The sequence below is a fragment of the Flavobacterium sp. LPB0248 genome (assembly GCF_013388355.1).
GTDB lineage: Bacteria > Bacteroidota > Bacteroidia > Flavobacteriales > Flavobacteriaceae > Flavobacterium.
Genome location: NZ_CP058246.1, coordinates 2,629,948 through 2,655,975 on the forward strand (window position 1 = coordinate 2,629,948; position 26,028 = coordinate 2,655,975).

Sequence of the window (26,028 nt, forward strand, 5' to 3'; positions counted from 1 at the left end):
CCCACGTCCAATTGGAACGCCCCTCGACTTCGCTCAGGGTGACAAACTAAAGCTAATCTTTTAATTCGTGGCGAAAAAATAATAAACAACCATGCATCAATACTTCTACGCCATTCATTTATTTGTAAACCGAAGAAAATCTCTTTCGGTTGTATTGGCTGTTTTGATGCTTCTTGTTTTTGGATTTTTCGCTTCAAGATTGAAGTTTGAAGAAGATATTACCAAACTTATTCCAACAAACGATAAAACCGATGTTACTGCCAAAGTCTTAAAACAATTAAACTTTGCCGATAAAACCACCGTAATTTTTAGCTTGGATAAAAATGGTTCTACCGAAGATTTGAAAGAAATGGCAACTATATTTTCTGACAGCGTTTCTAAATCTTGCAAGCCATATATAACAGGAATTCAAGGAAAAATTGACGAAGAAAATATTCAGGAAACTATCGATTTTGTTTACAATAATTTGCCACTTTTTCTAGATGATAAAGATTATGTTGCTATCGAAAAGAAACTTCAAAAAGACAGTATCGCAGCAACCGTTCAAGGAAATTACAAATCGATTATTTCTCCGTCTGGCTTTATTACCAAAGATTTTATTCTGCAAGATCCGTTTGGGATTTCTTTTATTGCTTTAAAAAAATTACAGCAATTAAATATTGGCGATGATTTTACTCTGGAAAATGGTTTTGTAATGACCAAGGATAAAAAGAAATTATTGCTTTTTATCACATCCAATATTCCGTCAAGCGAAACAGAAAAGAATACTATTTTTGCTGAAAAACTGAAATCGATTCAGGAAAATCTAAATACCCAATTTAAAGGAAAAACGTCTATCAGTTATTTTGGTTCTGCTTTAATTGCAGTTGCAAATGCCAATCAGATTAAAGGAGATATTATTTTAACAACATCCATCGCGATGTTTACTTTAATGCTGATTCTGATTTTATTTTACCGCAAAGTCTTAATTCCGCTTATTATTTTTCTGCCAACGGTTTTTGGCGGTTTGTTTGCGGTTGCCTTTTTGTACTTTGTGAGAGAACAAATCTCAGCAATTTCATTAGGAATTGGTTCTATTTTATTGGGAATTACGATTGATTATTCCATTCACATTCTCACACATTACAAGCATAATAGCGATGTAAAAACGTTGTACAAAGACATTACGATGCCGGTCATCATGAGCAGTTCTACAACCGCCGTTGCTTTTTTATGTCTGCTTTTTGTAAAATCGGATGCCTTAAACGATCTCGGAATTTTTGCTGCTGTTATAGTTATGGCAACTGGAGTTTTCTCTCTTTTGATTGTTCCTCATTTATATAAACCAAAAGAAAATCCGGCAGAACACAAGAAGAATGTCATCGATAAAATGGCTCATTTTTCTTTTCACAACAATAAAATCTTAATCGGACTTTGCGTTATCATTACCATTATCTGCTGTTTTACTTATAATGATGTTGGTTTTAATAACGATTTATCGCAACTGAATTTTATTCCGAAAGAAATCAAAGCTGCCGAAAAACAACTGGAAGAAAGTACGAGTTTAACTTCCAAAACGATTTATGTCGCTTCTTATGGAAAAACCATGGAAGAAGCTTTACAGCATAACAGTAAACTTTTTGATGATTTATCTACAGCAAAAAATCAGGATAAAATTTTAAATTTCAGTTCAGTTGGCGGCATTGTACTTTCGCAAAAAGAACAAATTGAAAAAATTAAAAAATGGAATTCGTTCTGGACTTCACAGAAAAAAGAATTTGTAAAATCTGAATTAATTGCCGAAGGCTCTAAGCTTGGTTTTAAACCAACAACATACAATCTGTTTTTTGATCATTTAGATTTCAATTTCAAACCTGTTTCTGCAGCTGAATTTCTAAAAATTAAAGCACTTCAATTACAAGAATTTATAACCGAAAAAAATGGTTTTTATACTATTTCAACTTTAGTAAAAGTATCGCCAGAACAACGAGATGTTTTTGTAAAATCGGCTTCCGCAAAAGAAAACATAATTGCAATTGATCGCCAGCAGATGAACGAAACGTTTTTTAGCACTCTAAAAACCGATTTTAATTCGCTTGTAAATTATTCATTTGTTGCTGTAATTTTAATTCTATTTTTCTTTTTCCGAAGAATCGAATTGGTAATCATAAGTTGTATTCCGATTGCGTTGACGGGAATTGTAACGGCAGGAATTATGGGCATTTTTGGCATTCAGATGAATATTTTCAGCATGATTGTCTGCACGTTGATTTTTGGTCACGGAGTCGATTTTAGTATTTTCATGACCAGTGCCTTGCAAAAAGAATATACAAATGGCGTTAACGAAATTGCCATTTACAGAACCTCAATTATTCTGGCAGTTATCACGACAATCTTAGGAATCGGCGCAATGATTTTTGCCAAACATCCTGCGCTTACATCTATTTCATTGGTTTCATTAATTGGGGTTTTTGCAGCGTTGATTATTACTTTTATCTTCTATCCGATTTTATTCAAACTGTTTTTATCCAATCGTCCCAAAAAAGGAAATCCGCCTTTTCAATTGCGAACATTTGTTCATGGCGTAATTTCGTTTGCTTATTATGGTTTAGGCGGAATTGTAATGTCGATTTTCAGTTTTACCATTATGCCGATTTTGCCTTTCAGCAAAAAATCAAAAATGAAAGCTTTTCGATATGTGATTTCAAAATTCATGAAATCGGTGTTGTATTCGAATCCGTTTATTCGCAAAAAAGTCATTAATAATTTCAATGAAACTTTCGAGAAACCAGCCATAATTATTGCCAATCATTCTTCATTTCTAGATATTCTTTCAATCGGAATGTTAAGCCCGAAAATCATTTTCTTGGTAAGCGACTGGGTGTACAATTCTCCTATTTTTGGCGGTGTTGTTAGAAAGGCAGGTTTTTACCCCGTTTCTGAAGGTCTTGAAGGCGGCGTTGAACATTTAAGAAAAAAAATAGAACAAGGCTATTCGTTAATGGTTTTTCCAGAAGGAACTCGTTCCGAAAGCAATGTCATTAAGCGATTCCACAAAGGTGCTTTTTTCCTTGCCGAAGAATTTAAAATTGACATTATTCCGGTTGTTATTCACGGTGCTTCAGAACTAATTCCAAAAGGTGATTTTGTTATTCACCACGGAAAATTGACAGTTACGATTTTAGAAAGAATTGCTCCAGATGATCTTTCGTTTGGAAATAATTATGCCGAAAGAACCAAACAAATCAGTTCGTTCTTTAAAGCAGAATATCGCAAAATTAGACAAGAACTTGAAGGTCCAGATTATTTCAAAACAATGTTAATCAACAGTTATGATTACAAAGAAATTGAAATTGGGCAAAGCGTAAAAAAAGATTTAAAACAGAATCTCGAAGCGTATTACAGCTTAAATAAACACGTTCAGCCAAAAGCAAAAATCCTTCATTTAGGAAACGATTACGGGCAATTGGATGTTTTATTGGCTTTGCAAGAACCACAGCGAAAAATATTTTCTTTTATAAATGATGAAGAAAAATTGCTGGTTGCCAAAACGAATTATATTGTTCCTAAGAGAAAAATAACATATCTCGAAAAGTTAGAATCGGCAATTGAAAATCAATATGATATTGTTTTAATTTCTGATGAAAGCTATCACGATGAAATTGAAAAACAGATTCTAGACGTTTCTTTTATAATTTTAGTCAATTGTTCTCGTTTAAAAAATCAGTTTGACAATTTTGAAATTGTTTCTGAAGAAAATGCTTTACTAGTTTTAAAGAAAAAAGGATGAAAAAACAATACGATGTAGTTATAATTGGCAGCGGTTTAGGCGGATTGGTTTCTGCTGTTATTCTGGCAAAAGAAGGCTACAGCGTTTGTGTACTCGAAAAAAACAATCAATATGGCGGAAATCTTCAGACTTTTGTAAGAGATAAAACCATTTTTGATACGGGAATTCATTACATCGGAGGTTTGGGCGAAGGCCAAAATCTTCATCAGTATTTCAAATATATTGGAATAATGGATCATTTGAATCTAAAAAAATTAGACGAAAATGGTTTTGATATTATTTCTTTTGATGATGACAAAACCGAATATCCGCATGCGCAAGGTTTCAAAAATTTCATTCAGCAACTGACAAAATACTTTCCTGAAGAAAGGGAAAATCTCGAACAATACTGCCAGAAAATAAAAGCAGTCTGCAAAACATTTCCGCTTTATAATCTAGAATCGGAGGGAAAATATGACGATGAAATTTTAGCGCTCAACGCGAAAGAAACCATAGATTCTTTTACTGGAAATGAAAAACTAAAAGCTGTTCTGGCGGGATCCAATTTTCTCTACGCCGGAATTCCAGATAAATCGCCATTTTACGTTCATGCGCTTGTCGTTAATTCGTATATCGAAAGTTCTTGGCGTTGTATAAATGGCGGAAGTCAGATTACCAAACAATTGCTGAAACAGCTTAAAAAATATGGTGGAGAGTTTTTCAAACATAAAGAAGTCACCAAAATCGAAGTTGAAAACCAAAAGGTAAATTCAGTACAAATGAAAGACGGAACCAAAGTTGCTGGAACGTATTTTATTTCGAACATCGAACCAAAAACGACTTTGAAAATGGCGGGTCAGGAAAATTTCAGAAAACCATTTTTCAATAGAATTCAGAACTTAGAAAACGTGCTTTCTGCTTTCAGTTTGTATATCGTTTTTAAACCTAAAACTTTTAAATACATCAATCACAATTATTATCATTTTAAAAGTGCTACTGATGTTTGGACCGCTTACGAATACGATGAAAATTCATGGCCTAAAACTTTTATGGCTTCTATGAATCCGTCAAAAAAAGACGAAGAATGGGCAGACGGAATGACGTTTTTGACTTATATGAAATATGATGATGTTAAAGCTTGGGAAAGCACTTTCAATACTACTTTTGAAGAAAATGATCGAGGAGAAAGTTATGAGAATTTCAAAGCTAAAAAGGCATCAAAATTTTTAGAAGAAATAGAGAAAAAATTTCCAGGAATAAAAGATTGCATCAAATCGGTCCATACTTCTACTCCGCTTTCTTATCGCGACTACATAGGCGGAGACGGCGGAAATATGTACGGATATGTTAAAGATTCAAATAATCCGATGAAAACTATGATTCCGACTAAAACTAAGGTAGAAAATCTTTATCTTACAGGCCAAAGTATTAACATGCATGGTGTCTTGGGAGTTACGGTTGGGGCGGTCATAACTTGCTCTGAAATTGTAGGAAAAGAATATTTGCTGGAAAAAATTAAAAAAGCATCTGAATAATTGAATCATGAAAAGCCGAATTTTTTATTTCTTCCTTATCGGTTTTTTAAGCTTGATGACTTCCTGCGGTACTTCAAAATCAAAAAAACATATTCCAGATATCGCTGCTTTTAATTCGACAAAACCTGTTGTTGAAAAAATATCAGACAGTATTTTTCTCTCTGGAAAAAATTCGCTTTTAAAAAACAAACAAGGCCTTTGGGAATTATATGTAGAAGGCGATCCGCTCGAAATCGGACTTTCGACTGGTGCTTTGACAGATTCACTTTTACACAAACAGCAACGCATTTTTTTCTTGAAAATAACCGATTTAATTCCGTCAAAATTCCAGCAGAAAATGCTTCGTCAGTTTTTAAAATGGTACAATCGAAAATTGTATCTGAATGTTCCTGACGAATATCAAACGGAGATTTATGGCGTTTCTCAATATACTTCGAACGACTTTGATAATATCGCACCTCAATATCAGCGCGGTTTGTACTTACATGCTGCACATGATATTGGACACGCTTTACAGGATTTGGCTTTAGTTGGCTGTTCTTCTTTTGCGGCTTGGAACGAAAAATCGGAAGATGGAAATTTAATTCTGGCTCGAAATTTTGATTTTTATGTGAATGACGCTTTCGCGGAAAACAAAATCGCAGCCTTCATCAAACCAAAAGAAGGATATCCGTTTATGATGGTCACTTGGCCCGGAATGATCGGCGCTGTTTCTGGAATGAATTACGAAGGATTGACTGTAACGATAAATGCTTCTAAATCTAAAATTCCGCTTAGCGCGAAAACGCCAATTTCGATCTTGACCCGCGAAATTTTACAGCACGCCAAAAATTTAGAAGAAGCCATTGCCATTGCAAAAAAAAGAAAAGTATTTGTTTCTGAATCGATTATGGTTGGAAGTGCCAATGATAACAAAGCTATTCTGATTGAAGTTTCGCCAAATAAAATGGACGTTTATGATGTTCCAAACAGCGATCAGCTAATTTGTTCCAATCATTTTCAGGGAGAAGCTTTCAAAGAAGATAAACGAAATCTCGAACAAATTGTCAACAGCCATTCTGAATATCGGTATGAAAGAATGCAGGAGCTTTTATCTGAAAATCCAAAAGTAAATCCTGAGATTGCTTCGGAAATTCTTAGAAATAAAGATGGTTTAAAAAACATATCTTTAGGATATGGAAATGAAAAAGCCTTGAATCAACTGTTGGCACATCACGGAATTATCTTTAAACCAAAAGAAAAATTAGTTTGGGTTTCGGCAAATCCGTTCCAATTGGGCGAATTTGTCTGTTATGATTTAGATTCGATTTTTGGTGGAAATCAGAATCACACAAAATCTTTTCAAAAAGAAAATCTGAATATTGCCAAAGATCCTTTCTTGGAAACGACCGCTTTTCAGAATTTTAAAAAATTTAAAATTGAAGATCATAAAATAGATTCGATTATAAAAAAGAAAGAAACTGTTGCCTCAGAATTTCTTCAGCATTATCAAGCATTAAACCCAGATTATTGGGTTGTATATTATAAGACAGGATTGTACTTTTACCAAAAAAAAGAATTTCTTCAAGCGAAGCTTAATTTTGAAAAAGCTTTGAGTCACGAAATCACTACAGTTCCTCAAAAAGAAGAGATTGAAAAATATTTAAAAAAAGTCAAAAGAAAATTACAATGATTCCAGCAATAGAAAAAGATTCTTTAGAAGAGATTAAAATTTTTCAAGAAAAAAAATTAGCCGAACTTTTATCTTACATCAGTGAGAATTCTCCTTTTTATAAAAGACTTTTTGCAGGACAGAATATTGATATTTCGAAAGTTAAAACACTGGAAGATTTACAGCATTTGCCTGTTACAACCAAAGAAGATTTACAGCAATATAATGATGATTTCTTGTGTGTTCCGCAACATAAAATTATAGATTATGCTTCGACATCAGGAACTTTAGGAGATCCTGTAACTTTTGGCTTAACCGATTCTGACTTAGATCGTTTGGCTTATAATGAAGCTATTTCGTTTGCCTGCGCTGGAATTGCAGAAGGAGATGTTGTTCAATTGATGACGACAATTGACCGAAAATTTATGGCTGGTTTGGCTTATTTTTTAGGTCTTAGAAAATTGAAAGTAGGCGTAATTCGAGTTGGTGCAGGAATTCCAGAAATGCAGTGGGATTCGATTTTAAAGTACAATCCGAGTTATTTAATTACGGTTCCTTCTTTCCTTTTAAAATTAATTGAATATGCCGAAATTCATGGAATCGATTATAATAATTCGAGCATAAAAGGTGCTATTTGTATTGGGGAATCTTTGAGAGAACAGGATTTCTCCATGAATATTCTATCCAAAAAAATCACCGATAAATGGAATATTAAGTTGTTTTCGACTTACGCTTCTACAGAAATGAGTACTGCATTTACCGAATGCGAACACGGAAAAGGCGGACATCATCACCCAGAATTAATCATTGTAGAAGTTTTAGACGAAAACAATCAGCCAGTAAAAAATGGAGAAACGGGCGAATTGACTTTTACTACTTTAGGAATTGAAGCGATGCCTTTGCTGCGTTTTAAAACGGGCGATATGGTTCAGTTTCACGACGAGCCTTGTGCTTGCGGAAGAAACACCTTGCGTGTTGGTCCAGTTGTTGGACGTAAAAAGCAAATGATTAAATACAAAGGCACAACGCTTTATCCGCCAGCGATGAACGATGTTTTGAGCAGTTTTGATAATATCGAAAATCACTTGATCGAAATTTCAACCAACGATTTAGGAACAGATGAAATCCTGATTAAAATTGCCGTTAAAAATCAAACTCCAGAATTTTTACAAGAAATAAAAGATCATTTTAGAGCCAAATTAAGAGTGACTCCAAAAATAGAATTTGCCTCAAAAGAAGTTTTGAATCCGTTGGTTTTTAATCCAATGAGCCGAAAACCAATTCGATTTTTTGATTACCGCTAAAGGTACAAAGGTTCAAAGTGACAAAGTTGCAAAGGTTTAACATCTGAATATAAAACCTTTGCAACTTTGTCACTTTGAACCTTTGAACCTCAATTTGGTACAAATTGAACTAAATGTTGTAATTTTGCAAAAAATTACGAAGATGGTCAAGATTGGCAACATAGAATTACCCGAATTTCCTTTATTATTAGCTCCGATGGAAGATGTTAGTGATCCGCCGTTTCGCAGATTATGCAAAACGCATGGCGCTGACATGATGTATTCTGAATTTATTTCGTCGGAAGGATTAATTCGTGACGCTATAAAAAGCCGCATGAAGCTGGATATTTTTGATTACGAACGTCCTGTTGGAATCCAGATCTTTGGTGGTGATGAAGAAGCAATGGAAATGTCATCTAAAATTGTTTCTACTGTAAAACCAGATTTAGTGGATATCAATTTTGGATGTCCAGTAAAAAAAGTCGTTTGTCGTGGTGCAGGTGCAGGAGTTTTAAAAGATGTTGATTTGATGGTTCGTTTAACGAAAGCCGTTATCAAAGGAACAGATTTGCCTGTTACAGTAAAAACCCGTTTAGGCTGGGATGATAGCTCAATAAATATTGATGAAGTTGCAGAAAGACTTCAGGACATTGGCGTACAAGCTTTAACAATTCACGCCAGAACTCGTGCTCAAATGTACAAAGGCCATTCTGACTGGTCGCATATTGCACGTGTAAAAAATAATCCAAGAATTACAATGCCAATTTTCGGAAATGGCGATATCGACAGTCCAGAAAAAGCATTAAAATATAAAAACGAATACGGAATTGACGGTATCATGATTGGCCGCGCAGCAATTGGTTATCCGTGGATTTTTAACGAAATCAAGCACTATTTCAAGACAGGCGAACACTTACCTGCTCCAACGGTTATTGATCGTGTTGAAGCCGCTAGAAATCATTTGATGTGGTCTATGGAATGGAAAGGCGAGCGTTTAGGAATTGTTGAAATGCGACGTCATTATACCAATTATTTCAAAGGAATCCATTCGTTTAAAGAATTCAAACAAAAATTGGTTACAACTGATGCCCCTGAAGATTTATTCGCTATTATGAAAGAAATCGAAGAGGTTTACGCGGGTTATGAGTTTGTTTAATAAAAAAAGGAGAAGTTAAACTTCTCCTTTTTTTATTTTTTATTTTCAATCTTTAGTAATCTTTTCTCTAAATCATTAATTTTTGTGTTTTCTTCCTGAAGTTTTTCTATTTTTTTATTTTGTTCAATAACATAAAGTGTTAGTTCTTCTATTTTCTGTAAAAGTTTAGCATTTATTTCTCCTAAATTAATACCATTCTCTATAACTTCCTTTTCGCTTGGAATATTTTCTAAATGGCCCTTTTCTTCAATATGTTTTTCAACTTCTTTAAGTGTTGGCAGATTATACCCTTTTTTAAAAACAAAATCTGACCAATCTAACATATCCACTTTTACTTCTTGCGAATGTATGGTTCCTTTTACATCCAATTTATTTTTGGGATTAATCATACCAATGCCTACATTTCCATTTGCTTCAATTCTTACTTTTTCAGTCAAATTCCCATTATTATCTTCTTTTGTCCAAAAAGTTAAATATCCTGTTGTTGATCCTCCAGATCTTGGCATTCCAATTCTCGCTACTTCAGTATCTCCTTGCTTTGCACTTATTCTACCAACATCAACAAATTGCGCATCATTTCTAAAGCTTCTCAATGAAATCACAGCTGGCGTTGTATCTGAATTATAAATTTCTAATTTTTCAGTTGGATTAGAAGTCCCAATTCCAACTTTACCTGCTATTATTTGATTTCCATTGAAATAATTTGCTCCTCTAGTTGCCAATTCATACCAATTTGGATTTATTGGAGAAGTATCTCCAGATGCTAATTTTCTGAAATATAACTTATCATTATCAGCTATCGATGAAGCTATCTGTAATTGATAATTATTATTAGCATTTGGATGCCTAACTACTAACAAATGTTGCCAATTACTTTCTGGTAATGAACCTATAGGATTAAGTCCATTATAAGTTCCTGAAGCAAGAGGTATTGTAAAATTATCTGTTATGCTTGCCAATCCATTCCCTATTTGTTGGGAATTCATGGTCAAAGAAAATAGACCAACTCCAATTGCAATTTGAATTTTTTTAAACTGATTTTTCATTATTTTTTAAATATGTTAGATTATTTCAAAAATTAAAAAAAAGATTTTATCTACAAACCTTTACCCTTTAAATTTAAAATAAAAAAAGCCTTCAAAATTTGAAGGTCTTTTTTGTTTATTAAACTTGAACTCGTTTCCACTTTCCCCTTTTATAGAAAAATATTCCCGCTAAAGTGATTGCGGTTTCAGCAACAGGAATAGCAATAAAAACTCCTGTCGGTCCCATATTAAAATGTTTTGCAAGAACAAAAGCTAATGGAATTTGAAACAGCCAAAATCCGAAAAAGTTAATTCCTGTTGGTGTCCAAGTGTCTCCAGCTCCGTTAAACGTGTTAATTAAAACCATTCCGATTCCGTAGAAAATAAAACCGATGCTCATAATTTGTAAAGCTTCTATTGCAATGGTTTTTACTTCTTCGTCATTCGTGAAAAACGAAATAATATATTGCCCGAAAACCAAAGTAATAATCATAATTGTAGTCATGAAAATTACATTATATCGGGCCGTTGTATAAACCGATTTTTCGGCACGTTCGATTTGTTTTGCTCCTAAATTTTGTCCAACCAAAGTAGCAGCAGCATTGCTCAATCCCCAAGCTGGAAGTATGAAAAACATCATTATTCTTAAAGCCGTCTGGTAACCTGCAGAACCGTGATCGCCACCAGTTGTCGCAACTAACTGTGCTAAGAAAATCCAACTGCAAGATGCTATTACAAACTGTAGAATTCCAGGCGCAGCAATTTTTACCAAACCTCGTATCTGTTTAAAATCGGGTGCGAAATAAGGTATTTTGATTTTTAAAATTCCATTTCCAAAAAATAAATGATAAATCTGATACAAAACTCCAATACTTCTTCCGATAGTGGTTGCCAAAGCGGCGCCTACTAGTCCGAAAGCGGGAATTGGTCCGAAACCATTAATTAGAACTGGACATAAAATAATATTACAAATGTTAGCAATCCAAAGGCTTTTCATTGCAATGGCGGCATTTCCTGCACCTCGAAAGATTCCGTTTATTAAGAACAAAAGCATAATACATAAACTGGAACCAGTCATAATTTGAGTAAAACGGAAACCATGTTCGGCCGATTCTACAGAAGAACCCATTAAAATTAAAATATCTCTTGCGTATATAATTCCTAAAATGCTCATTACACTATTAATAGCAAATGCAATTATAATGGCTTGCATTCCAGCTTTGGCTGCAGCAACAGGATCTTTTTCTCCAATTCTTCGTGCAACTACTGCGGTTGCGGCCATACTCATTCCGATAGCGAGTGAATAAATTACGGTTAGCACAGATTCGGTTAATCCAACGGTCTGGATCGCAAAACTGCTATGCTCTAGATGCCCAACAAAATACAAGTCGACTAAAGCAAAAACCGATTCCATCATCATTTCCAAAACCATCGGAATGGCCAATAGAATTACGGCTTTTTTGATACTTCCAGAAGTATAATCAAAAGATTCGTCGCCTTTTAAAGCTTGTTTTAGTGTGGTAAAAATTTTGGAAATAAAACCTTCCTTTATAGATGTTTCTGTCATGATATTTTAGGATAATAAATGATAAAATGGTTCAGATGTATAAATCTGAACTGAAAAAGTAAAAACGTAAGTATCCTAATTATTCTAAAAAATAAAATAGGATTAGGCAGAAACAATCATATGCTGTAGATTTTCAAGGCAGTAAATATAATTAATATTTCTAAAGAAGAAATTAATCGAGTAATTTTTTACTTACTCGACTGCTTGCAATTAATGATGCAACAAACCCTAATGAAATTATTGTAGCCATCACGACTAGAACATTTTCTACTGTAAAAACAACTGGATAAGCCAAAGTTGGTGTAATCATGATGAGTTCGAATTTCTGTTGCAAAATAACAAGGATTATCCCTAAAGCAAGTCCGATTAAACCACCAAAAACACTTAATAAAGTTCCTTGTAACAGAAATATTTTTCGAAGATCACCAATATCTGATCCTAAATTGAAAAGGGTTTTAAGATTTCCTTTCTTTTCCAAAATCATCATAATCAATGCACCAATCAGATTAAAAAGCGCTACGATGATTACTAGGGTAAATATGAGGTAAACAGCAATGTTCTCAGTATTAAGCATTTTATATAAAGACTCATTTAACTGTGCTCTATTTTTTAAAGTGATTTTATTTTTAAAAATAGAATTTAGCTGTGCCTTTATTGCTCCTTCGTCTGCGTTTTCTTTTAATTTAAATTCTAATCCTGAGATTTGATTGTGCTTGTACATTAACAATTCCTGCACTAATCCTAAATCTGCAAATACATATTTTGAATCTAAATCTTCGCTGATTGAATAAATTCCAACAGGTAGAACATCGGTTTTATTAAAAGCTTCTTCTGGATTTTCGATTCCGCCTTTTCCTGGTTTTGGAGCAAAAACCTGTAAGGGATTTTCAAAATCTAAAATTCCCATGGAAAAATTTTGAGCTAAACCATAACCAATTACAACCTGATAACTATCTGGTTTCAGCCATTGGCCGTTAAAAAGTTTTTTCTTGATATCGTTGACAACGGGATATAAACTGTCAACTCCTTTCAAATACGTAACCTGCTGTTTGTCTTTGAATAAAAACAAAACGCGCTCTTCTATAATTTTGGTGTACGAAGCAACATCATTGATTTTCTTAATCTGATTTTCTTGATCAGGTGTAAATGAAAAAGACTTTCCGTAGGTACTGGTCAATTTTAAATCAGGATCAATTTCGTTTGTAAATGAAAGGCTGAAAACCTTTAATCCGCTAAAAACAGATAAAACCACAAACAAAGCCATCGTTCCAACAATGATTCCCATGCTGGCAATACGATTGATGATATTAATAGCATTGTTTTTACTGCTGCTAAAAATATAACGTTTGGCTATGTATAAGGGGAAATTCAAATTATGATTTTCTTCTTTTTTCTAACAGCTCTCTGTTTTCTATTGGGTTTTCTTTTCCTGCAAGTGCATTGTCGATTTTCTCGATATAATCTAATGAATCGTCTATGAAGAATACTAAATTCGGAACTCGGCGTAATTGCAAACGAACACGCTGTGATAAATCATGCTTGATTAATGTTGTATTGGTTTTAATTGCCTCTAATGTTTCTTTGGCTTTTTCTTGCGGAAAAATACTTAAATATACTGTTGCCACAGACAAATCTGTAGTTACACTTACTTTGGATACAGAAATTACCAAGTTTGTAATTCCATTTTTTCTCACTTCACCTTGCAAAATGTCAACCAGATCTTTCTGAATAACACCGCCTATTTTTTTCTGTCTATTTGTTTCCATACTGCAAAAATACTAAAATTTAGTCGTATTACATGTTCTTTTAATCGTTTTAAAAGCTGATAAAGATCATAGCGTTTGAGGGAAATATTCTACATATTTGATATAAATATAAAACTAATCTATCATGAAAAAAAGAGAACCAATTAGTCATATTATGACTAAAACCGTAGTGACTGCAAACGAAAAAGATGACTTGAAAACTGTAGTTGAAAAATTAAAAACAAATACTATCCGTCATATTCCAATTGTAAAAGGTAAAGAAGTAATCGGAATAATAAGTCGAACTGATATTAATCGATTAACTTTTGGAGCTTTATTTGAAGGTCAGGACAATGCCGATGAAGCTATACTAGAAATGCTGACTGTTCCTCAGGTTATGACTTCGAAACCAAAAACAGTTTCGTCTGATACCATAATCAGGGACTTAGCAGAAATTTTTGTGAAAGAAGATTTTCATGCTCTTCCTGTTGTTGACAATGGAGAATTGAAAGGAATTGTTACCACAACAGATGTTGTAAAATATTTTCTAGAACAATACGATTAAATTATAATAAAAAAGGGAGCTAAATGCTCCCTTAAATTTTTATCTGCTTTGCAGCCATCCTTCCGGATTATTGTTTGATGTATTTTGCAGAATCAAGAATTTAATAATGGTTTTTCCTGTATCACCACTTGTTCTCACTTTTCCGATGTTTTGCTTAATAGTTACTTTATCTCCTTGACTAACCGAAACTGAACTTAAGTTTTGATAAACGGTAAAGAAGTCTCCATGCTGAATTACAACTGCTTTATTTACTGGCGATAATACAATAACCTTAGAAACTTCTCCCGCAAATACTGCTCTAGCGCTTGCGCCATCTTCGGTAGTAATTTCAACTCCAGAATTATGAACTGTAATTGACGGATGCAATGGGTGTGGCTGATCTCCATAACCAAGAGAAATAAATCCTTTTTCTACTGGCCAAGGCAATCTTCCTCTGTTTGCTTTAAAGTCAGCAGCTAGAATTTTATCTTCTGGTGTCAAAGCAATTTTAGAAGAAGAAACCGGTGCTTTTGCTTCACTAGAACCTGGATTTGCTTTTGCTCTTTCTGCAGCCGCTTTTCTATTGGCTTCTGCAATGGCTTCACGAATTAAACGGTCAATTTGTTTGTCAATGCGTTTAGATTCGTTTTGTTTTGATCGAATATCGGCAGCAATTTTATTTTTATCTTTTTTAAGAGCATTAACCAATTTTTGCTGTTCTTTTTTCTCTGCTTCCAGAGTAACTTTCTCTTTTTGGTTTTCAGCAATTATCTTCTTTTTTACCTGTCTTTGTCCGTCAAGTTTTGCATTAAAATCAACTAATTGTGCTGTTTTTGACTGAATTTCAAGACCTTGATTTTTTCTAAAAGTGGTATATTGCTTTAAATATTGTGCTCTTTTGTAGGCTTGCAAAAAACTTTCAGAAGATAAAATGAACATCGCTCGGCTTTGCTCAGAACGGCTTTTGTACGATTTTAAAATCATTTCAGCATAATCTTCCTTTAGGACTTTTAGTTCTTTCTTAAGTTTATTTACCTGGACTTGATTAATATACATATCATTACTAATCAGTTTTTCCTGTTTTGCTGTAGTATTAATTAATTTCTCTTTTAGCTTAATTTTATTTGCCTGAATTAAATATTCACTCACAGCAGATTTCTCTTTTTTTCGAACAGACTGAAGCATCTTTTCGTTATCTCTGATTTCCTGCTGAATTTGAGCTTTACGCTGTTCCAGTTTTTCTTGCTGAGAATCCTGTGCCCATACAAATGTAGTGGCACAAATTAGAACTAGGCTTAGGAGAAATTTTGGCATGTTTATGTTTTTATTTTTGCAAATTTACTTAATTGTAACTTTTTTATAACCGCTTGGAACGCTATACGGAAAAGAAAGTTCTTCATTAAATGAAATATTGTTGTAATTCAAATTAATACTTGTTTTGCCTTTTGGCTGAACGGCATTGATTTCTATACTTGTCGGTAATATTCCTTGATCAAAATTTTTAGTGTCCGAGTAGGCAATTTGCAACGTTCTGTTTTCAGACGGTTGTGAAATCTCTTCTTTCTGAATTAGATATTTCTCTCCATCTAAGAAAAAGGTCTTCTTCAAATTAGCATCTTTTTCTTCGTCTAATCTAAAAAGATTTTCTACAATAGTCTGCGTATATTTTCCTTTTCTTAAATCGTCAAAAGCTTCTCCAATCAATAGATTTTGAACTTTAGAATAATCTAAATCTGTTCCAAGCCATTTGCTTAAACTTGTAAAGTCACCTTCATAGTAAGTTCCGTTCATTTTCTCGTAATAACTTACTGCAGAAGGTGTTATTAAAGCTTTTGCCATTGTAATTCCTAAAAAACGAACACTTATTAAAATCTGCTTGTCTTTTTCGATTCTAATTTCGGCAGTAACATTTTGGCTTTGTTTTTCATCAGCATATCTTGCGCTCGCTTTTATGTACAAGGTCGAAAAATCCAACTTGTTGTCGTAATGTTTTTCAATTACTTTTTTGTCTTCTTTCTCTACAATTGTTTGGCTTGTATTTCCTTGCACTGCTACTGCTTTCGATTTACATGAAATTACAGCAAGAGACAATACTAGTATTGATATATATTTTTTCATCTGAATTCTCTTTTTATTTTTTCTTTTTTAATACTTCATTTGCCTTCAAAAAGTATTCCTCTTTTTTCTTTGCATCTCCCAATCCATTGTATGCCTCTCCTAGCTGAATATTAAAATTTGATTCCAATTTTACGTCATCCACCACATAATCAAGACCCATTTCTAAGACGGTTTTTGCATTTTTAAATTGTTTCTGCTGATTACTTCCTAAACCAGCATAATAGTAAAACTGAGCCTGACTCGGATAAACCTCGATCAACATCATGGCTCTTTTGGTCATTGGCTCATATTGTTTTGCCTGCGCATAGGCTTCAAGCACTAGCATATTGGTTTCAAGATCTGTATCTGAATTTGCCTTTAAATCTTTTTCATAATATTTAATGGCATTTTCAAATTGTCCTTTGCTGTGATAAAATTTTCCAATTTCTTTGGCAACGTCAACATCTTTATCATTATCAAAATAGGAAATGGCTTTTTCTAAATCGGCAGCATACTGTGGATTTTTATTTACATAAATCAAAAATTCATTCAAAGTTCTGTGTTTGATTTTTGAATCGATTTTTGAACTAGCTAAAATCACATTCATCGATTTTATAGCTTTGTCTGCTTGATTGGCATCTAAATACGTTTTGAACAAACTCACCTGTCCCCATTCTGAATTTGGAATTTCTTTAGCCAGCTGTTTTGCTACTTCAAGTGATTTTTCGTTTTCATTACTTTTTGAATACAAAAGAATCAAATTCAAATAATTGGATTCTTCCTTTGGATCCTTTTTAATCTGCTGAATCAAATTATCAATTTCAGCATTCTGATATTTTCCTTGTGATAAAATCTGCGCTTTGTAAATCTCTCGATCAGATGATTTTCCGAACTTATCATTCATTTCATTAATCGCTGTCAATGCCTTATCATATTGATTGGTAATCATGTATAGCGAAATCAAATCGTCTTTATACTCTTCGTCAAAAACAATTATTTTTTGAATAATTTCTATTGCCAGCGGATAATTTTTTGTCTCGTAACTTACATCATAAATTCCGAGCCAAAACCATTTGTTTTTAGGATCAAGCTGTGTGGCTTTTTCAAAAGCCGTCTGTGCATTTTGATATTCTTTAAGCGCAAAATAGTTTTTCCCTAATTCAAAATAAGCTACTGCATCATTGGGTTTAAGTTTAATACATTTCTCCAATGATACAATCGCTTTATCATAATTTTCAATTCCTTTTTGTTTTAACGATTCATAAAATGAGTCTTGATATTCGTCTGTTGCCATAGCAATATCCTCGGGTTCTGTCTGAGCAAAAACCGAAAATGATGTGCTGAATAAAGCAAAAACCAATATTGTAAAAACTCCTTTTTTAATCATTTTTAAAAATTACATTTTAAACAAAACGAAACTTTGCTAATTTTTATTTTATTCTAAAACAGCGTAATCTCCAATGCTGATGCTTGTAAATTTACCATCATAACTTACATGGTTTCCAATCATTGCATTATCTAAAGCAGCATTTTTAATTTGAGAATAAGTCTGAATCAAACTATTTTTGATAGTACTGTCTGTAACGTGGCATCCATTTCCAAGAGAAACATTTGGTCCTATTGTCGTATTTTTCAAGACTACGTTTTGTCCAATATAGCAAGGAGGAATAATAGTTGAATTTTCTAACGTCACGCCATAATCTACTAAATGCTCTCCATCATTATGAAGAAAACCTAGCATTCTTGTATTGGTTTCAACCGTAACATCTTTGTTACCGCAATCCATCCACTCGTCTACACTTCCAGTTTTGAAAACTTTTCCGTTTGCCATCATTGCTTTGATACCATCATTAATCTGATATTCTCCGCCATTCTGAATATTATTATCTAAAACATTTTGAAGTTCGTTTCTTAAAATTCCAACTTCTTTAAAGTAATAAATTCCGATAACAGCTAAGTCGCTAACAAATTCTTTCGGTTTTTCGACCAACTCTATAATTTCATTATTCTGATTCAGTTTTACCACGCCAAAAGCTTCTGGCTGCTCTACTTGTTTCACCCAGATTACAGCATCTGCTTCTGGATCTAATTCGAAATCAGCTCTAATTAAAGTATCTGCATAAGCAATTACAGCTGGTCCCGAAAGAGAATCTTTCGCACACATAATAGCGTGTCCAGTTCCTAAAGGCTGATCTTGGCGATAGATTGAAGCTTTAGCTCCTAATCCTTTAGCCAGATCTTCTAAACTTGCTACAACATCATCTCCAAAGAACGCTTCATCTCCTAAAATAAAAGCAACTTCTTCAATTGGTTCTTTTAATATTTTGGCAATATCTTCAACTAAACGGTGTACAATCGATTTTCCGGCAACTGGAATTAACGGTTTTGGAACCGTCAATGTATGAGGCCTCAATCTTGATCCGCGGCCTGCCATTGGCACAATTATTTTCATTCTTTATTTGATTTTATCGGAAGATCTATAAAAAATCTTCATTGGGTTTGGTCTTTGTTTTTCTATTATTTTACTCCAGTGCTTCCAAAGCCTCCTTCACCTCTTGATGTTTCAGAAAGTGTTTCAACTTCTATCCATTCAGCTCTTTCGTGTTTTGCAATAATCAGCTGTGCAATTCGCTCTCCATTTTCGATTACAAAATCGTCATTAGATAAATTTACTAAAATTACTCCGATTTCTCCTCTGTAATCTGCATCAACAGTTCCTGGCGAATTCAAAACTGTTACTCCTTTTTTAGCAGCCAGACCACTTCTTGGTCTTACTTGCGCTTCGTAACCAATTGGCAATTCAATAAAAAGTCCTGTTTTTACAATTGTTCTTTCTAAAGGCTTTAACGTAATTGGTTCTATAATATTGGCACGCAAATCCATTCCTGCAGAAGCAATTGTTTCGTAGTTTGGCAAATCGTGCTGTGATTTATTGATAATTTGAATTTTCATTTTTAAATATAAATTTTCTTAAAACGTCTTATTTTCTCCTCATTATTCCTTTTATAGTATCTTTTTCAAAATGGTAAACCATATACATAAAGATTAAAAGAAGCGGAATTCCAACATAATATTTTTCTCTAAATCCGTAAAATGAAATTATTGAAAATACTATTGAAACGCCTAAATAAGCACCAATCTTGTTCATGTCATAAGGAATCGGATAATACTTATTTCCTAAAATATAAGAAATAAGCATCATACTTCCATAAGCAGAAATGGTTGCAATTGCAGAACCATAATAGCTGTACTTCGGTATTAAAAGATAATTTAAAATCAAGGTTACAATTGCGCCAACAATAGAAATATAAGCCCCAATTTTTGTTTTGTCAGTCAGCTTATACCAAACTGATAAGTTGTTATAAATTCCTAAAAAGAAATTTGCCAAAATAATTAATGGCACAACTTTCATGGCTTCCCAATACGATTTGTTGTCTAATAATAGGTATTTTAATACATCTGCAAAAACAATTACACCTAATAAAATCAATGATCCTAAAATCACGAAATACTTGGTAATAACGGCATAAGTCTGTGGTGCGTTTTCATTTTTGGCATGACTAAAAAAGAACGGCTCGATTCCTAATCTAAAAGCTGTTGCAAAAAGAACCATAAACAATCCAAGTTTGTAACATGCAGAATAAGCTCCAACTTCAGATTTTGCTAAGTTTTCTGGAAGCAAATATCCTAATAAAATTTTATCGAAATGTTCGTTCACAGCAAAAGCCAATCCAGCCACCAAAATAGGAAGTCCGTACTTCATCATTTTCTTCCAAAGTACTGGATCGAATTTTCGTCCAAGCGAAAGATAATTGGGAGAAAGCACAATAAATGTTGCCAAACTTGCCAAAAGGTTTGCAATGAAAATATAAGCAATCTGGAAGTTTTGAACATATAAATTATCCCATATAGAATTCGGATTTGCTTCTGCCAATTTTGGAAGATACATCAGGAAAAATATATTCAACAATAAGTTTATCACCACATTTCCAATCTTAATTGCCGCATAAACCATAGGCCTCTGATTGGCTCTAAGTTTAGAAAATGGAATTAAAACCAACGCGTCTAAAACTAAAATCCATACTGTGTAAGTAATGTATTGAACATCTACTTCTGCTAGATTCGCTAGTGTATTTCTAAAAATTAATCCAGCGAAAAGAAAAAGTATTGAAGTCCAAAATATAGAAATGGTAGAAGTTGCGATTACGTTTTTCTTATCCTCTTCGGCACTGTAAAATCTAAAAAAGGCAGTTTCCATTCCGTAAGAAAGAACCACGTTAAAGAAAACCATCCAAGACAATACGATTGAAACTTCACCATACTCAGCTGTAGGCAAAATTCCTGTATATAATCTCACTAATAAAAAACTCAACATTCTCGGTAAAACTGTTGCCAGTCCGTAAATTGCAGTTTGCTTGAATAGATTTTTATATAATCCCAAAATATAATTCTAATAATGTTTGTAAGACAAAAATAACCATTTCTTTTGTTTAATGGCGCTTTTGTTGTTGCAATAAAGAAAACTTCTAATTGTTTTTAAACCGTTAATTTCTTTTCATCTAAAATTTTGACAAAATGAAATCCCTTTGGAGCATAACCCTGATTATAATAAAACCGATGAGCTCCAAAATTTCCTGTAAACGCATCCAAAACGATGCTACTGCAATTTAGCTGTATTGCCTTTTTCTCTACATAATCGGTAAGCAATTTTCCAATTCCCTTAGATCGATATTCTGGATTAACTACAAAATTGTCAATCTCAAGATATTTTCCTGTCCAAAGTTTTGTAGCCGACCAACAGCCAGTAAGACCAAGACAAATCTCATCTTCAAATACCGCAATCTGAATGTAATTGTGCGGGAGCATTTCGGAAAGAAATGCTTTATATTTTTCAAGAGATATATTTGGATATAAAAATCGTATTGTATTAATCTGAGCCACCATTTCTTCAATGGTTGTAAGCTCTCGTATTTGTAAAGCCATTGTTTAAAAATGAAATAGAATTCAAAAATACTCAAAATATAATCATGAAAGAATCTGTGTCAATTACATATTCATATCTTTCATATGTATTTAACTAATTTAACAATCATTAATTATAACTACACAAAATAAATTCAGATTTTATCCGTTTTAAACACAAGCATTTGCTTTAACAACTTCTTGATGGCAGACTAAAACTGAGAATGTCTGGACAAAACTACAGAAACAGCGGTAATGTTTCATTAAATTACTTACCTACAAACAATTATACGGTTTTTTAACATAACATGTGAAATATATAAAATACACATGAAAATTATGTAACATTTTTTTAACAGTCTTTTTTTAAATTTGTTTCAAAGGGAATGAGAAAGCTAGAAACAACCCTTCAAAAAAAAGAAAGCACTGGGACTAATAAAGCTTGTTTGTTCCCATAAAAGACAAAGCATAAGGGATTGATTCAGCTGCAGTAACCCTAATAAAAACAGAGCACTGGGACTAATAAAGCTTGTTTGTTCCCATAAAAGACAAAGCACAAGGGATTGATTCTGCTGTATTGTAACCCTTAAAAAAACAGAGCATTGGGATTAATAAAGCTAGTTTGTTCCCATGAAAGACAAAGCACGCAGAGTTATCTGTCTATTTTTATAAAATGGTAGTGATTCTCAATTTAACTGTAATTTGAGAATCACCATTTTATAAAAGTTATTTTTAAAAAAGAATAAAACTTCCAATAAAAAGAAAAGCCAGCTAACGCTGGCTTTTCTTTTATATAGTAATGGAATTACGATTATCCATTTAAAGCTTCTGCTCCACCAACAATTTCCAAGATTTCACTTGTAATCGCAGCCTGACGAGCTTTGTTATAAGTTAATTTCAATTGGTTTCTTAATTCTGTTGCGTTATCTGTTGCTTTATGCATTGCAGTCATACGTGCTCCATGCTCAGAAGCAAATGAATCGCGGATTCCTTTATACAATTGTGTTTTTAAAGACTTAGGTATTAAAGTCAACACAATTTCTTCTTTTCCTGGTTCAAAAATATAATCTCCAGAAGAAGCTTCTACACCAGTACTAATAGGAGCTAACGGTAAAAACTGCTCTACTTGAACAATTTGAGTTGCAGCATTTTTAAACTGATTGTAAACTAACTCAATTCTATCGTATTCTCCAGTTAAAAACTTTTGCGTCAAATCATCTGCAATTCCAGCAACATTTTCAAATGTCAAATGATCAAAAATTGCATTATGATGACCGTGAACTTTATGAGTTTTGCTTAAAGCATCGTTTCCTTTTTTACCAATAGCAAAAACATCAACTTGCTTTCCAGCATAAAAATCAGTACGGTTTTTAATCTCTTTAATAATATTTGAATTGAAAGCACCACATAAACCTCTGTTTGAAGTTATAGCTACTAACAATACTTTTTTTACTTCACGTTGTGTAGTGTAATCTCCTCCTACTTCACCTTCAAGTGTAGCCGAAAGATCTTGCAATAACTCCGTTAATTTCTCGGCATAAGGACGCATTGCAGTGATTGCATCTTGTGCTTTCTTCAGCTTTGCAGCAGAAACCATTTTCATAGCCGATGTAATCTGCATCGTCGATGAAACGGAAGTAATTCTATTACGGATTTCCTTTAAATTTGCCATCTATTAATTAGAAAATGTGACAATTTTAAAATTAGATAATTAGAATAAATGATGAACATTTTCTAATTATCTAATTTACCAATTATCTAATTAGTTATATTTTGCTGAAATTTCTTTTGCTGCCTTTTCGATAACGTCTGTAATAGCGTCATCTAATTTACCAGCTTTCAACGCGTTAAGCGTATCTTTATGTTTACTGTTTAAGTAAGCGATAAAATCAGCTTCAAATTCTTTTACTTTATTTACAGGAACGTTTCTTAATAAGTTTTTAGATCCAGCGTAAATAATTGCAACCTGGTTTTCAACAGGATAAGGATCATTTAAACCTTGTTTCAAGATTTCAACGTTTCTTTTTCCTTTTTCAATTACGTTTAAAGTAACAGAATCCAAGTCAGAACCAAATTTAGCGAAAGCTTCTAATTCACGGAATTGAGCTTGGTCTAATTTTAAAGTTCCAGAAACTTTTTTCATTGATTTAATTTGTGCATTACCTCCAACACGAGATACAGAAATACCTACGTTGATAGCAGGACGAACCCCAGAGTTGAACAAATCTCCATCAAGGAAAATCTGACCATCTGTAATAGAGATTACGTTTGTTGGAATATATGCAGAAACGTCACCAGCTTGAGTTTCGATAATTGGTAAAGCAGTTAAAGAACCGCCACCTTTTACGATAGATTTGATAGAGTCTGGTAAGTCGTTCATGTTTTTAGCGATACCATCATCAGCGATTACTTTACAAGCACGCTCTAATAAACGAGAGTGTAAGTAGAAAACGTCTCCAGGGTAAGCCTCACGTCCCGGTGGTCTTCTTAATAAAAGAGAAACCTCACGGTAAGCAACAGCTTGTTTAGATAAATCATCATACACGATAAGTGCTGGACGACCTGAATCTCTGAAGTACTCTCCAATTGCTGCACCAGCGAATGGAGCATAAACTTGCATTGGAGCTGGATCAGAAGCATTAGCAGCAACGATAACTGTATAAGCCATTGCTCCTTTTTCTTCTAACATTTTTGCGATTCCTGCTACAGTTGAAGCTTTTTGTCCAATTGCAACATATATACAGAATACAGGTTTTCCTGCATCGTAAAATTCTTTTTGATTTAAGATTGTATCGATACAAACAGTAGATTTTCCTGTTTGACGGTCACCGATTACAAGCTCACGCTGTCCACGACCAACTGGAATCATCGCATCAACTGCTTTTACTCCTGTTTGTAATGGCTCAGTTACTGGCTGACGGAAGATAACACCAGGTGCTTTTCTTTCCAATGGCATTTCGTATAAGTCTCCACCGATTGGTCCTTTTCCATCAATTGGAAAACCAAGTGTGTTAACAACACGTCCTACCATTTGCTCACCTACTTTAAGAGAAGCAATACGTTGAGTTCTTTTTGCAGTAGATCCTTCTTTAAGTCCAGTTGATGGTCCTAACAATACAACCCCAACATTATCCTCTTCAAGATTCAATACGATACCTTCCATACCGTTATCAAATTCCACTAACTCTCCATATTGTACATTAGACAGCCCGTAAACACGAGCAATACCGTCTCCAACTTGAAGTACTGTTCCTACTTCCTCTAGCGTAGCACCAGATTCAAAACCTTCTACTTGCTTTCTTAATATTGCTGAAATTTCAGCAGGTTTGATTTCCGCCATCTTAATTTATAATTTAGACACTTTTTGTGTTATAAAAACTAATTACTTAACTCTCTTTTTAATACTTGTAATCTGTTTGCAACAGAAGCGTTGTATTGATTATCTCCTATTCTCAGAATAAATCCACCAATGATTGAAGGATCTACTATATTTTCAATTGTAATTTTTTTATCTGATAAAGTTGCAACTTTTGCTAAAACTTTAGCTTCTAAAGCTGCATCCATTGGAATAGCTGTTGTAACTTTCGCTACTTCAACACCATTATTTTCATCAAATAACTTATTGTATTCTAATGCAATCGCATCTAGAATTTCGAATCTTTTGTTTTCGAATAATAAATGGAATAATCCTTTTGTTACTCCATTTGCATCTGCAAAAACTTCTAAAAGAGCACCTTCTTTAACTTCAACTTTTGTTGTTGGGTTTTGAATAAATGTACTCAATTCTTCATTAGTCTCAATTGCGTGTGCAATTGATTTCATATCGTTATTGACAACTTCGGCAACACCTTTAGAGTTTGCTAAGTCTAGAATTGCTTTTGCATAACGAATTGCTGCTCTTGTACTTGCCATAATCTTAGTTTAACTTTACGTCACCTAACAATTTCTCTACCAATTTAGTTTGAGATTCTTTGTTAGATAATTCTTCTTTCAATAATTTTTCAGCAATACTCAAAGATAGAGTTGAAACTTGAGATTTCAATTCTGCCATTGCAGCATTCTTTTCACTTTCGATAGCAGCTTTTGCTTGATCAATCATTTTTTGACCAGCTTCTTGAGCTTCGTTTTTAGAATCAGCAATCATTTTCTCTTTCATTTCGCGAGCTTCTTTCAACATCGCGTCACGTTCAGCACGAGCTTCATTCAAAATTCTTTGATTGTCAGCTTGTAAGTTTTCCATTTCTCTCTTTGCATTTTCAGCAGAAAGTAATGCATTTTTAATACCTTCTTCTCTTGCAGTAATAGACTCCATAATTGGTTTCCAAGCAAATTTTACTAAAAGCAAAATTAATATTACCAAGATTAAAGCTTGCCAGAAGAATAATCCGAATGAAAAATCGTTAATTAACTTATCCATTTTATATAACTATATTAAATATTTAATTTCTTTTTTAAAGTAACAACATCTTTAACCAACCGTTAAAGATGCTGTTATTTTTTTCTTTATTATTTTCCTAAGATTAAAGCAGCGAATGCTAAACCTTCTAATAAAGCAGCGATAATGATCATCGCAGTTTGGATTTTACCAGCAGCTTCTGGCTGACGAGCAATAGCGTCCATAGCAGATCCACCGATTTTACCTAAACCTAAACCTGCACCGATTACTACTAAACCAGCACCTACTAAAGTTGGAATTGTTCCCATAAGTATTTATA

Annotated in this window: 22 protein-coding genes; 6 read left to right on the plus strand and 16 right to left on the minus strand. The window is 33.4% G+C overall.

Annotated features, from left to right (window positions below):
* Positions 1-91 precede the first annotated feature (91 nt).
* From LPB248_RS10970 to dusB, 5 genes are all read left to right on the plus strand, one after another.
* The gene (locus LPB248_RS10970) at positions 92-3,769 is read left to right on the plus strand and encodes a 1-acyl-sn-glycerol-3-phosphate acyltransferase (RefSeq protein WP_177211470.1); all 3,678 of its coding nucleotides are present in this window, start codon (positions 92-94) and stop codon (positions 3,767-3,769) included.
* Entirely contained in the window at positions 3,766-5,283 is a 1,518-nt protein-coding gene (locus tag LPB248_RS10975; RefSeq protein ID WP_177211471.1) for a phytoene desaturase family protein, read from the plus strand. Before LPB248_RS10970 ends, LPB248_RS10975 begins: the two co-directional genes overlap by 4 nt.
* A gap of 7 nt (positions 5,284-5,290) precedes the next feature.
* A complete protein-coding gene (locus LPB248_RS10980) occupies positions 5,291-6,955 on the plus strand; it encodes a C45 family autoproteolytic acyltransferase/hydolase (RefSeq protein WP_177211472.1) in 1,665 nt (554 codons plus the stop codon).
* Positions 6,952-8,238, plus strand: a complete 1,287-nt coding sequence (locus LPB248_RS10985) for a phenylacetate--CoA ligase family protein (RefSeq protein ID WP_177211473.1) — start codon at positions 6,952-6,954, stop codon at positions 8,236-8,238. Before LPB248_RS10980 ends, LPB248_RS10985 begins: the two co-directional genes overlap by 4 nt.
* Positions 8,239-8,380: 142 nt before the next feature.
* Positions 8,381-9,373, plus strand: coding sequence for a tRNA dihydrouridine synthase DusB (dusB, locus tag LPB248_RS10990; RefSeq protein WP_177211474.1), 993 nt, complete (start codon positions 8,381-8,383; stop codon positions 9,371-9,373).
* 32 nt (positions 9,374-9,405) lie between these two features.
* Here dusB and LPB248_RS17065 read toward each other — a convergent pair whose 3' ends face one another.
* The 4 genes from LPB248_RS17065 to rbfA all read right to left on the minus strand — a co-directional run bounded on the left by LPB248_RS17065 (position 9,406) and on the right by rbfA (position 13,731).
* Positions 9,406-10,419, minus strand: a complete 1,014-nt coding sequence (locus LPB248_RS17065) for a hypothetical protein (protein ID WP_255462922.1) — start codon at positions 10,417-10,419, stop codon at positions 9,406-9,408.
* A 118-nt stretch (positions 10,420-10,537) separates the two neighbouring features.
* Positions 10,538-11,965: an MATE family efflux transporter gene (locus LPB248_RS11000; protein WP_177211475.1), complete on the minus strand. Its 1,428-nt coding sequence runs from the start codon at positions 11,963-11,965 to the stop codon at positions 10,538-10,540.
* A 172-nt stretch (positions 11,966-12,137) separates the two neighbouring features.
* Positions 12,138-13,337, minus strand: a complete 1,200-nt coding sequence (locus tag LPB248_RS11005; protein ID WP_177211476.1) for an ABC transporter permease — start codon at positions 13,335-13,337, stop codon at positions 12,138-12,140.
* Between the two features lies 1 nt (position 13,338).
* The gene (gene rbfA / locus LPB248_RS11010; protein WP_177211477.1) at positions 13,339-13,731 is read right to left on the minus strand and encodes a 30S ribosome-binding factor RbfA; all 393 of its coding nucleotides are present in this window, start codon (positions 13,729-13,731) and stop codon (positions 13,339-13,341) included.
* 124 nt (positions 13,732-13,855) lie between these two features.
* On the opposite strand from rbfA, the gene LPB248_RS11015 reads away from it, so the two are divergent.
* Positions 13,856-14,275 (plus strand): CBS domain-containing protein, encoded by a 420-nt coding sequence (locus LPB248_RS11015; protein WP_177211478.1) that lies wholly within the window; start codon positions 13,856-13,858, stop codon positions 14,273-14,275.
* Positions 14,276-14,314: 39 nt separating this feature from the next.
* Here the strand turns inward: LPB248_RS11015 and LPB248_RS11020 are convergent, their stop codons facing one another.
* From LPB248_RS11020 to atpE, 12 genes are all read right to left on the minus strand, one after another.
* Positions 14,315-15,568, minus strand: a complete 1,254-nt coding sequence (locus LPB248_RS11020; protein WP_177211479.1) for a murein hydrolase activator EnvC family protein — start codon at positions 15,566-15,568, stop codon at positions 14,315-14,317.
* A gap of 24 nt (positions 15,569-15,592) precedes the next feature.
* Complete coding sequence (locus LPB248_RS11025; protein WP_177211480.1) at positions 15,593-16,372, minus strand: DUF4292 domain-containing protein; 780 nt, start codon at positions 16,370-16,372, stop codon at positions 15,593-15,595.
* Between the two features lie 13 nt (positions 16,373-16,385).
* The gene (locus LPB248_RS11030; protein WP_177211481.1) at positions 16,386-17,738 is read right to left on the minus strand and encodes a tetratricopeptide repeat protein; all 1,353 of its coding nucleotides are present in this window, start codon (positions 17,736-17,738) and stop codon (positions 16,386-16,388) included.
* A gap of 48 nt (positions 17,739-17,786) precedes the next feature.
* Positions 17,787-18,803: a sugar phosphate nucleotidyltransferase gene (locus LPB248_RS11035; RefSeq protein WP_177211482.1), complete on the minus strand. Its 1,017-nt coding sequence runs from the start codon at positions 18,801-18,803 to the stop codon at positions 17,787-17,789.
* Positions 18,804-18,868: 65 nt separating this feature from the next.
* A complete protein-coding gene (dut, locus tag LPB248_RS11040) occupies positions 18,869-19,303 on the minus strand; it encodes a dUTP diphosphatase (RefSeq protein WP_008465845.1) in 435 nt (144 codons plus the stop codon).
* A gap of 28 nt (positions 19,304-19,331) precedes the next feature.
* Positions 19,332-20,792, minus strand: a complete 1,461-nt coding sequence (locus LPB248_RS11045; protein ID WP_177211483.1) for a lipopolysaccharide biosynthesis protein — start codon at positions 20,790-20,792, stop codon at positions 19,332-19,334.
* A gap of 95 nt (positions 20,793-20,887) precedes the next feature.
* Positions 20,888-21,334, minus strand: a complete 447-nt coding sequence (locus LPB248_RS11050) for a GNAT family N-acetyltransferase (protein WP_177211484.1) — start codon at positions 21,332-21,334, stop codon at positions 20,888-20,890.
* 790 nt (positions 21,335-22,124) lie between these two features.
* On the minus strand, positions 22,125-22,985 hold the full coding sequence (gene atpG / locus LPB248_RS11055) for an ATP synthase F1 subunit gamma (RefSeq protein WP_177211485.1): 861 nt from the start codon (positions 22,983-22,985) through the stop codon (positions 22,125-22,127).
* A 90-nt stretch (positions 22,986-23,075) separates the two neighbouring features.
* On the minus strand, positions 23,076-24,653 hold the full coding sequence (atpA, locus tag LPB248_RS11060; RefSeq protein ID WP_177211486.1) for a F0F1 ATP synthase subunit alpha: 1,578 nt from the start codon (positions 24,651-24,653) through the stop codon (positions 23,076-23,078).
* 38 nt (positions 24,654-24,691) lie between these two features.
* Complete coding sequence (gene atpH / locus LPB248_RS11065) at positions 24,692-25,225, minus strand: ATP synthase F1 subunit delta (protein ID WP_177211487.1); 534 nt, start codon at positions 25,223-25,225, stop codon at positions 24,692-24,694.
* Between the two features lie 4 nt (positions 25,226-25,229).
* On the minus strand, positions 25,230-25,730 hold the full coding sequence (locus tag LPB248_RS11070) for a F0F1 ATP synthase subunit B (protein WP_095930604.1): 501 nt from the start codon (positions 25,728-25,730) through the stop codon (positions 25,230-25,232).
* An 89-nt stretch (positions 25,731-25,819) separates the two neighbouring features.
* Entirely contained in the window at positions 25,820-26,017 is a 198-nt protein-coding gene (gene atpE, locus LPB248_RS11075) for an ATP synthase F0 subunit C (RefSeq protein ID WP_008465835.1), read from the minus strand.
* Positions 26,018-26,028 lie beyond the last annotated feature (11 nt).

Bases quoted from the DNA above. Each gene is read 5' to 3' on its own strand.
- dut (WP_008465845.1), bottom strand. From the start codon at position 19,303: ATGAAAATTCAAATTATCAATAAATCACAGCACGATTTGCCAAACTAC.
- dusB (WP_177211474.1), top strand. From the start codon at position 8,381: ATGGTCAAGATTGGCAACATAGAATTACCCGAATTTCCTTTATTATTA.
- LPB248_RS10970 (WP_177211470.1), top strand. From the start codon at position 92: ATGCATCAATACTTCTACGCCATTCATTTATTTGTAAACCGAAGAAAA.
- LPB248_RS11025 (WP_177211480.1), bottom strand. From the start codon at position 16,372: ATGAAAAAATATATATCAATACTAGTATTGTCTCTTGCTGTAATTTCA.
- atpA (WP_177211486.1), bottom strand. From the start codon at position 24,653: ATGGCGGAAATCAAACCTGCTGAAATTTCAGCAATATTAAGAAAGCAA.
- LPB248_RS11030 (WP_177211481.1), bottom strand. From the start codon at position 17,738: ATGATTAAAAAAGGAGTTTTTACAATATTGGTTTTTGCTTTATTCAGC.
- atpG (WP_177211485.1), bottom strand. From the start codon at position 22,985: ATGGCAAATTTAAAGGAAATCCGTAATAGAATTACTTCCGTTTCATCG.
- atpE (WP_008465835.1), bottom strand. From the start codon at position 26,017: ATGGGAACAATTCCAACTTTAGTAGGTGCTGGTTTAGTAGTAATCGGT.
- LPB248_RS11035 (WP_177211482.1), bottom strand. From the start codon at position 18,803: ATGAAAATAATTGTGCCAATGGCAGGCCGCGGATCAAGATTGAGGCCT.
- LPB248_RS11000 (WP_177211475.1), bottom strand. From the start codon at position 11,965: ATGACAGAAACATCTATAAAGGAAGGTTTTATTTCCAAAATTTTTACC.
- atpH (WP_177211487.1), bottom strand. From the start codon at position 25,225: ATGGCAAGTACAAGAGCAGCAATTCGTTATGCAAAAGCAATTCTAGAC.
- LPB248_RS17065 (WP_255462922.1), bottom strand. From the start codon at position 10,419: ATGAAAAATCAGTTTAAAAAAATTCAAATTGCAATTGGAGTTGGTCTA.
- LPB248_RS11070 (WP_095930604.1), bottom strand. From the start codon at position 25,730: ATGGATAAGTTAATTAACGATTTTTCATTCGGATTATTCTTCTGGCAA.
- LPB248_RS11020 (WP_177211479.1), bottom strand. From the start codon at position 15,568: ATGCCAAAATTTCTCCTAAGCCTAGTTCTAATTTGTGCCACTACATTT.
- LPB248_RS10985 (WP_177211473.1), top strand. From the start codon at position 6,952: ATGATTCCAGCAATAGAAAAAGATTCTTTAGAAGAGATTAAAATTTTT.
- LPB248_RS11050 (WP_177211484.1), bottom strand. From the start codon at position 21,334: ATGGCTTTACAAATACGAGAGCTTACAACCATTGAAGAAATGGTGGCT.
- LPB248_RS11015 (WP_177211478.1), top strand. From the start codon at position 13,856: ATGAAAAAAAGAGAACCAATTAGTCATATTATGACTAAAACCGTAGTG.
- LPB248_RS10975 (WP_177211471.1), top strand. From the start codon at position 3,766: ATGAAAAAACAATACGATGTAGTTATAATTGGCAGCGGTTTAGGCGGA.
- LPB248_RS10980 (WP_177211472.1), top strand. From the start codon at position 5,291: ATGAAAAGCCGAATTTTTTATTTCTTCCTTATCGGTTTTTTAAGCTTG.
- rbfA (WP_177211477.1), bottom strand. From the start codon at position 13,731: ATGGAAACAAATAGACAGAAAAAAATAGGCGGTGTTATTCAGAAAGAT.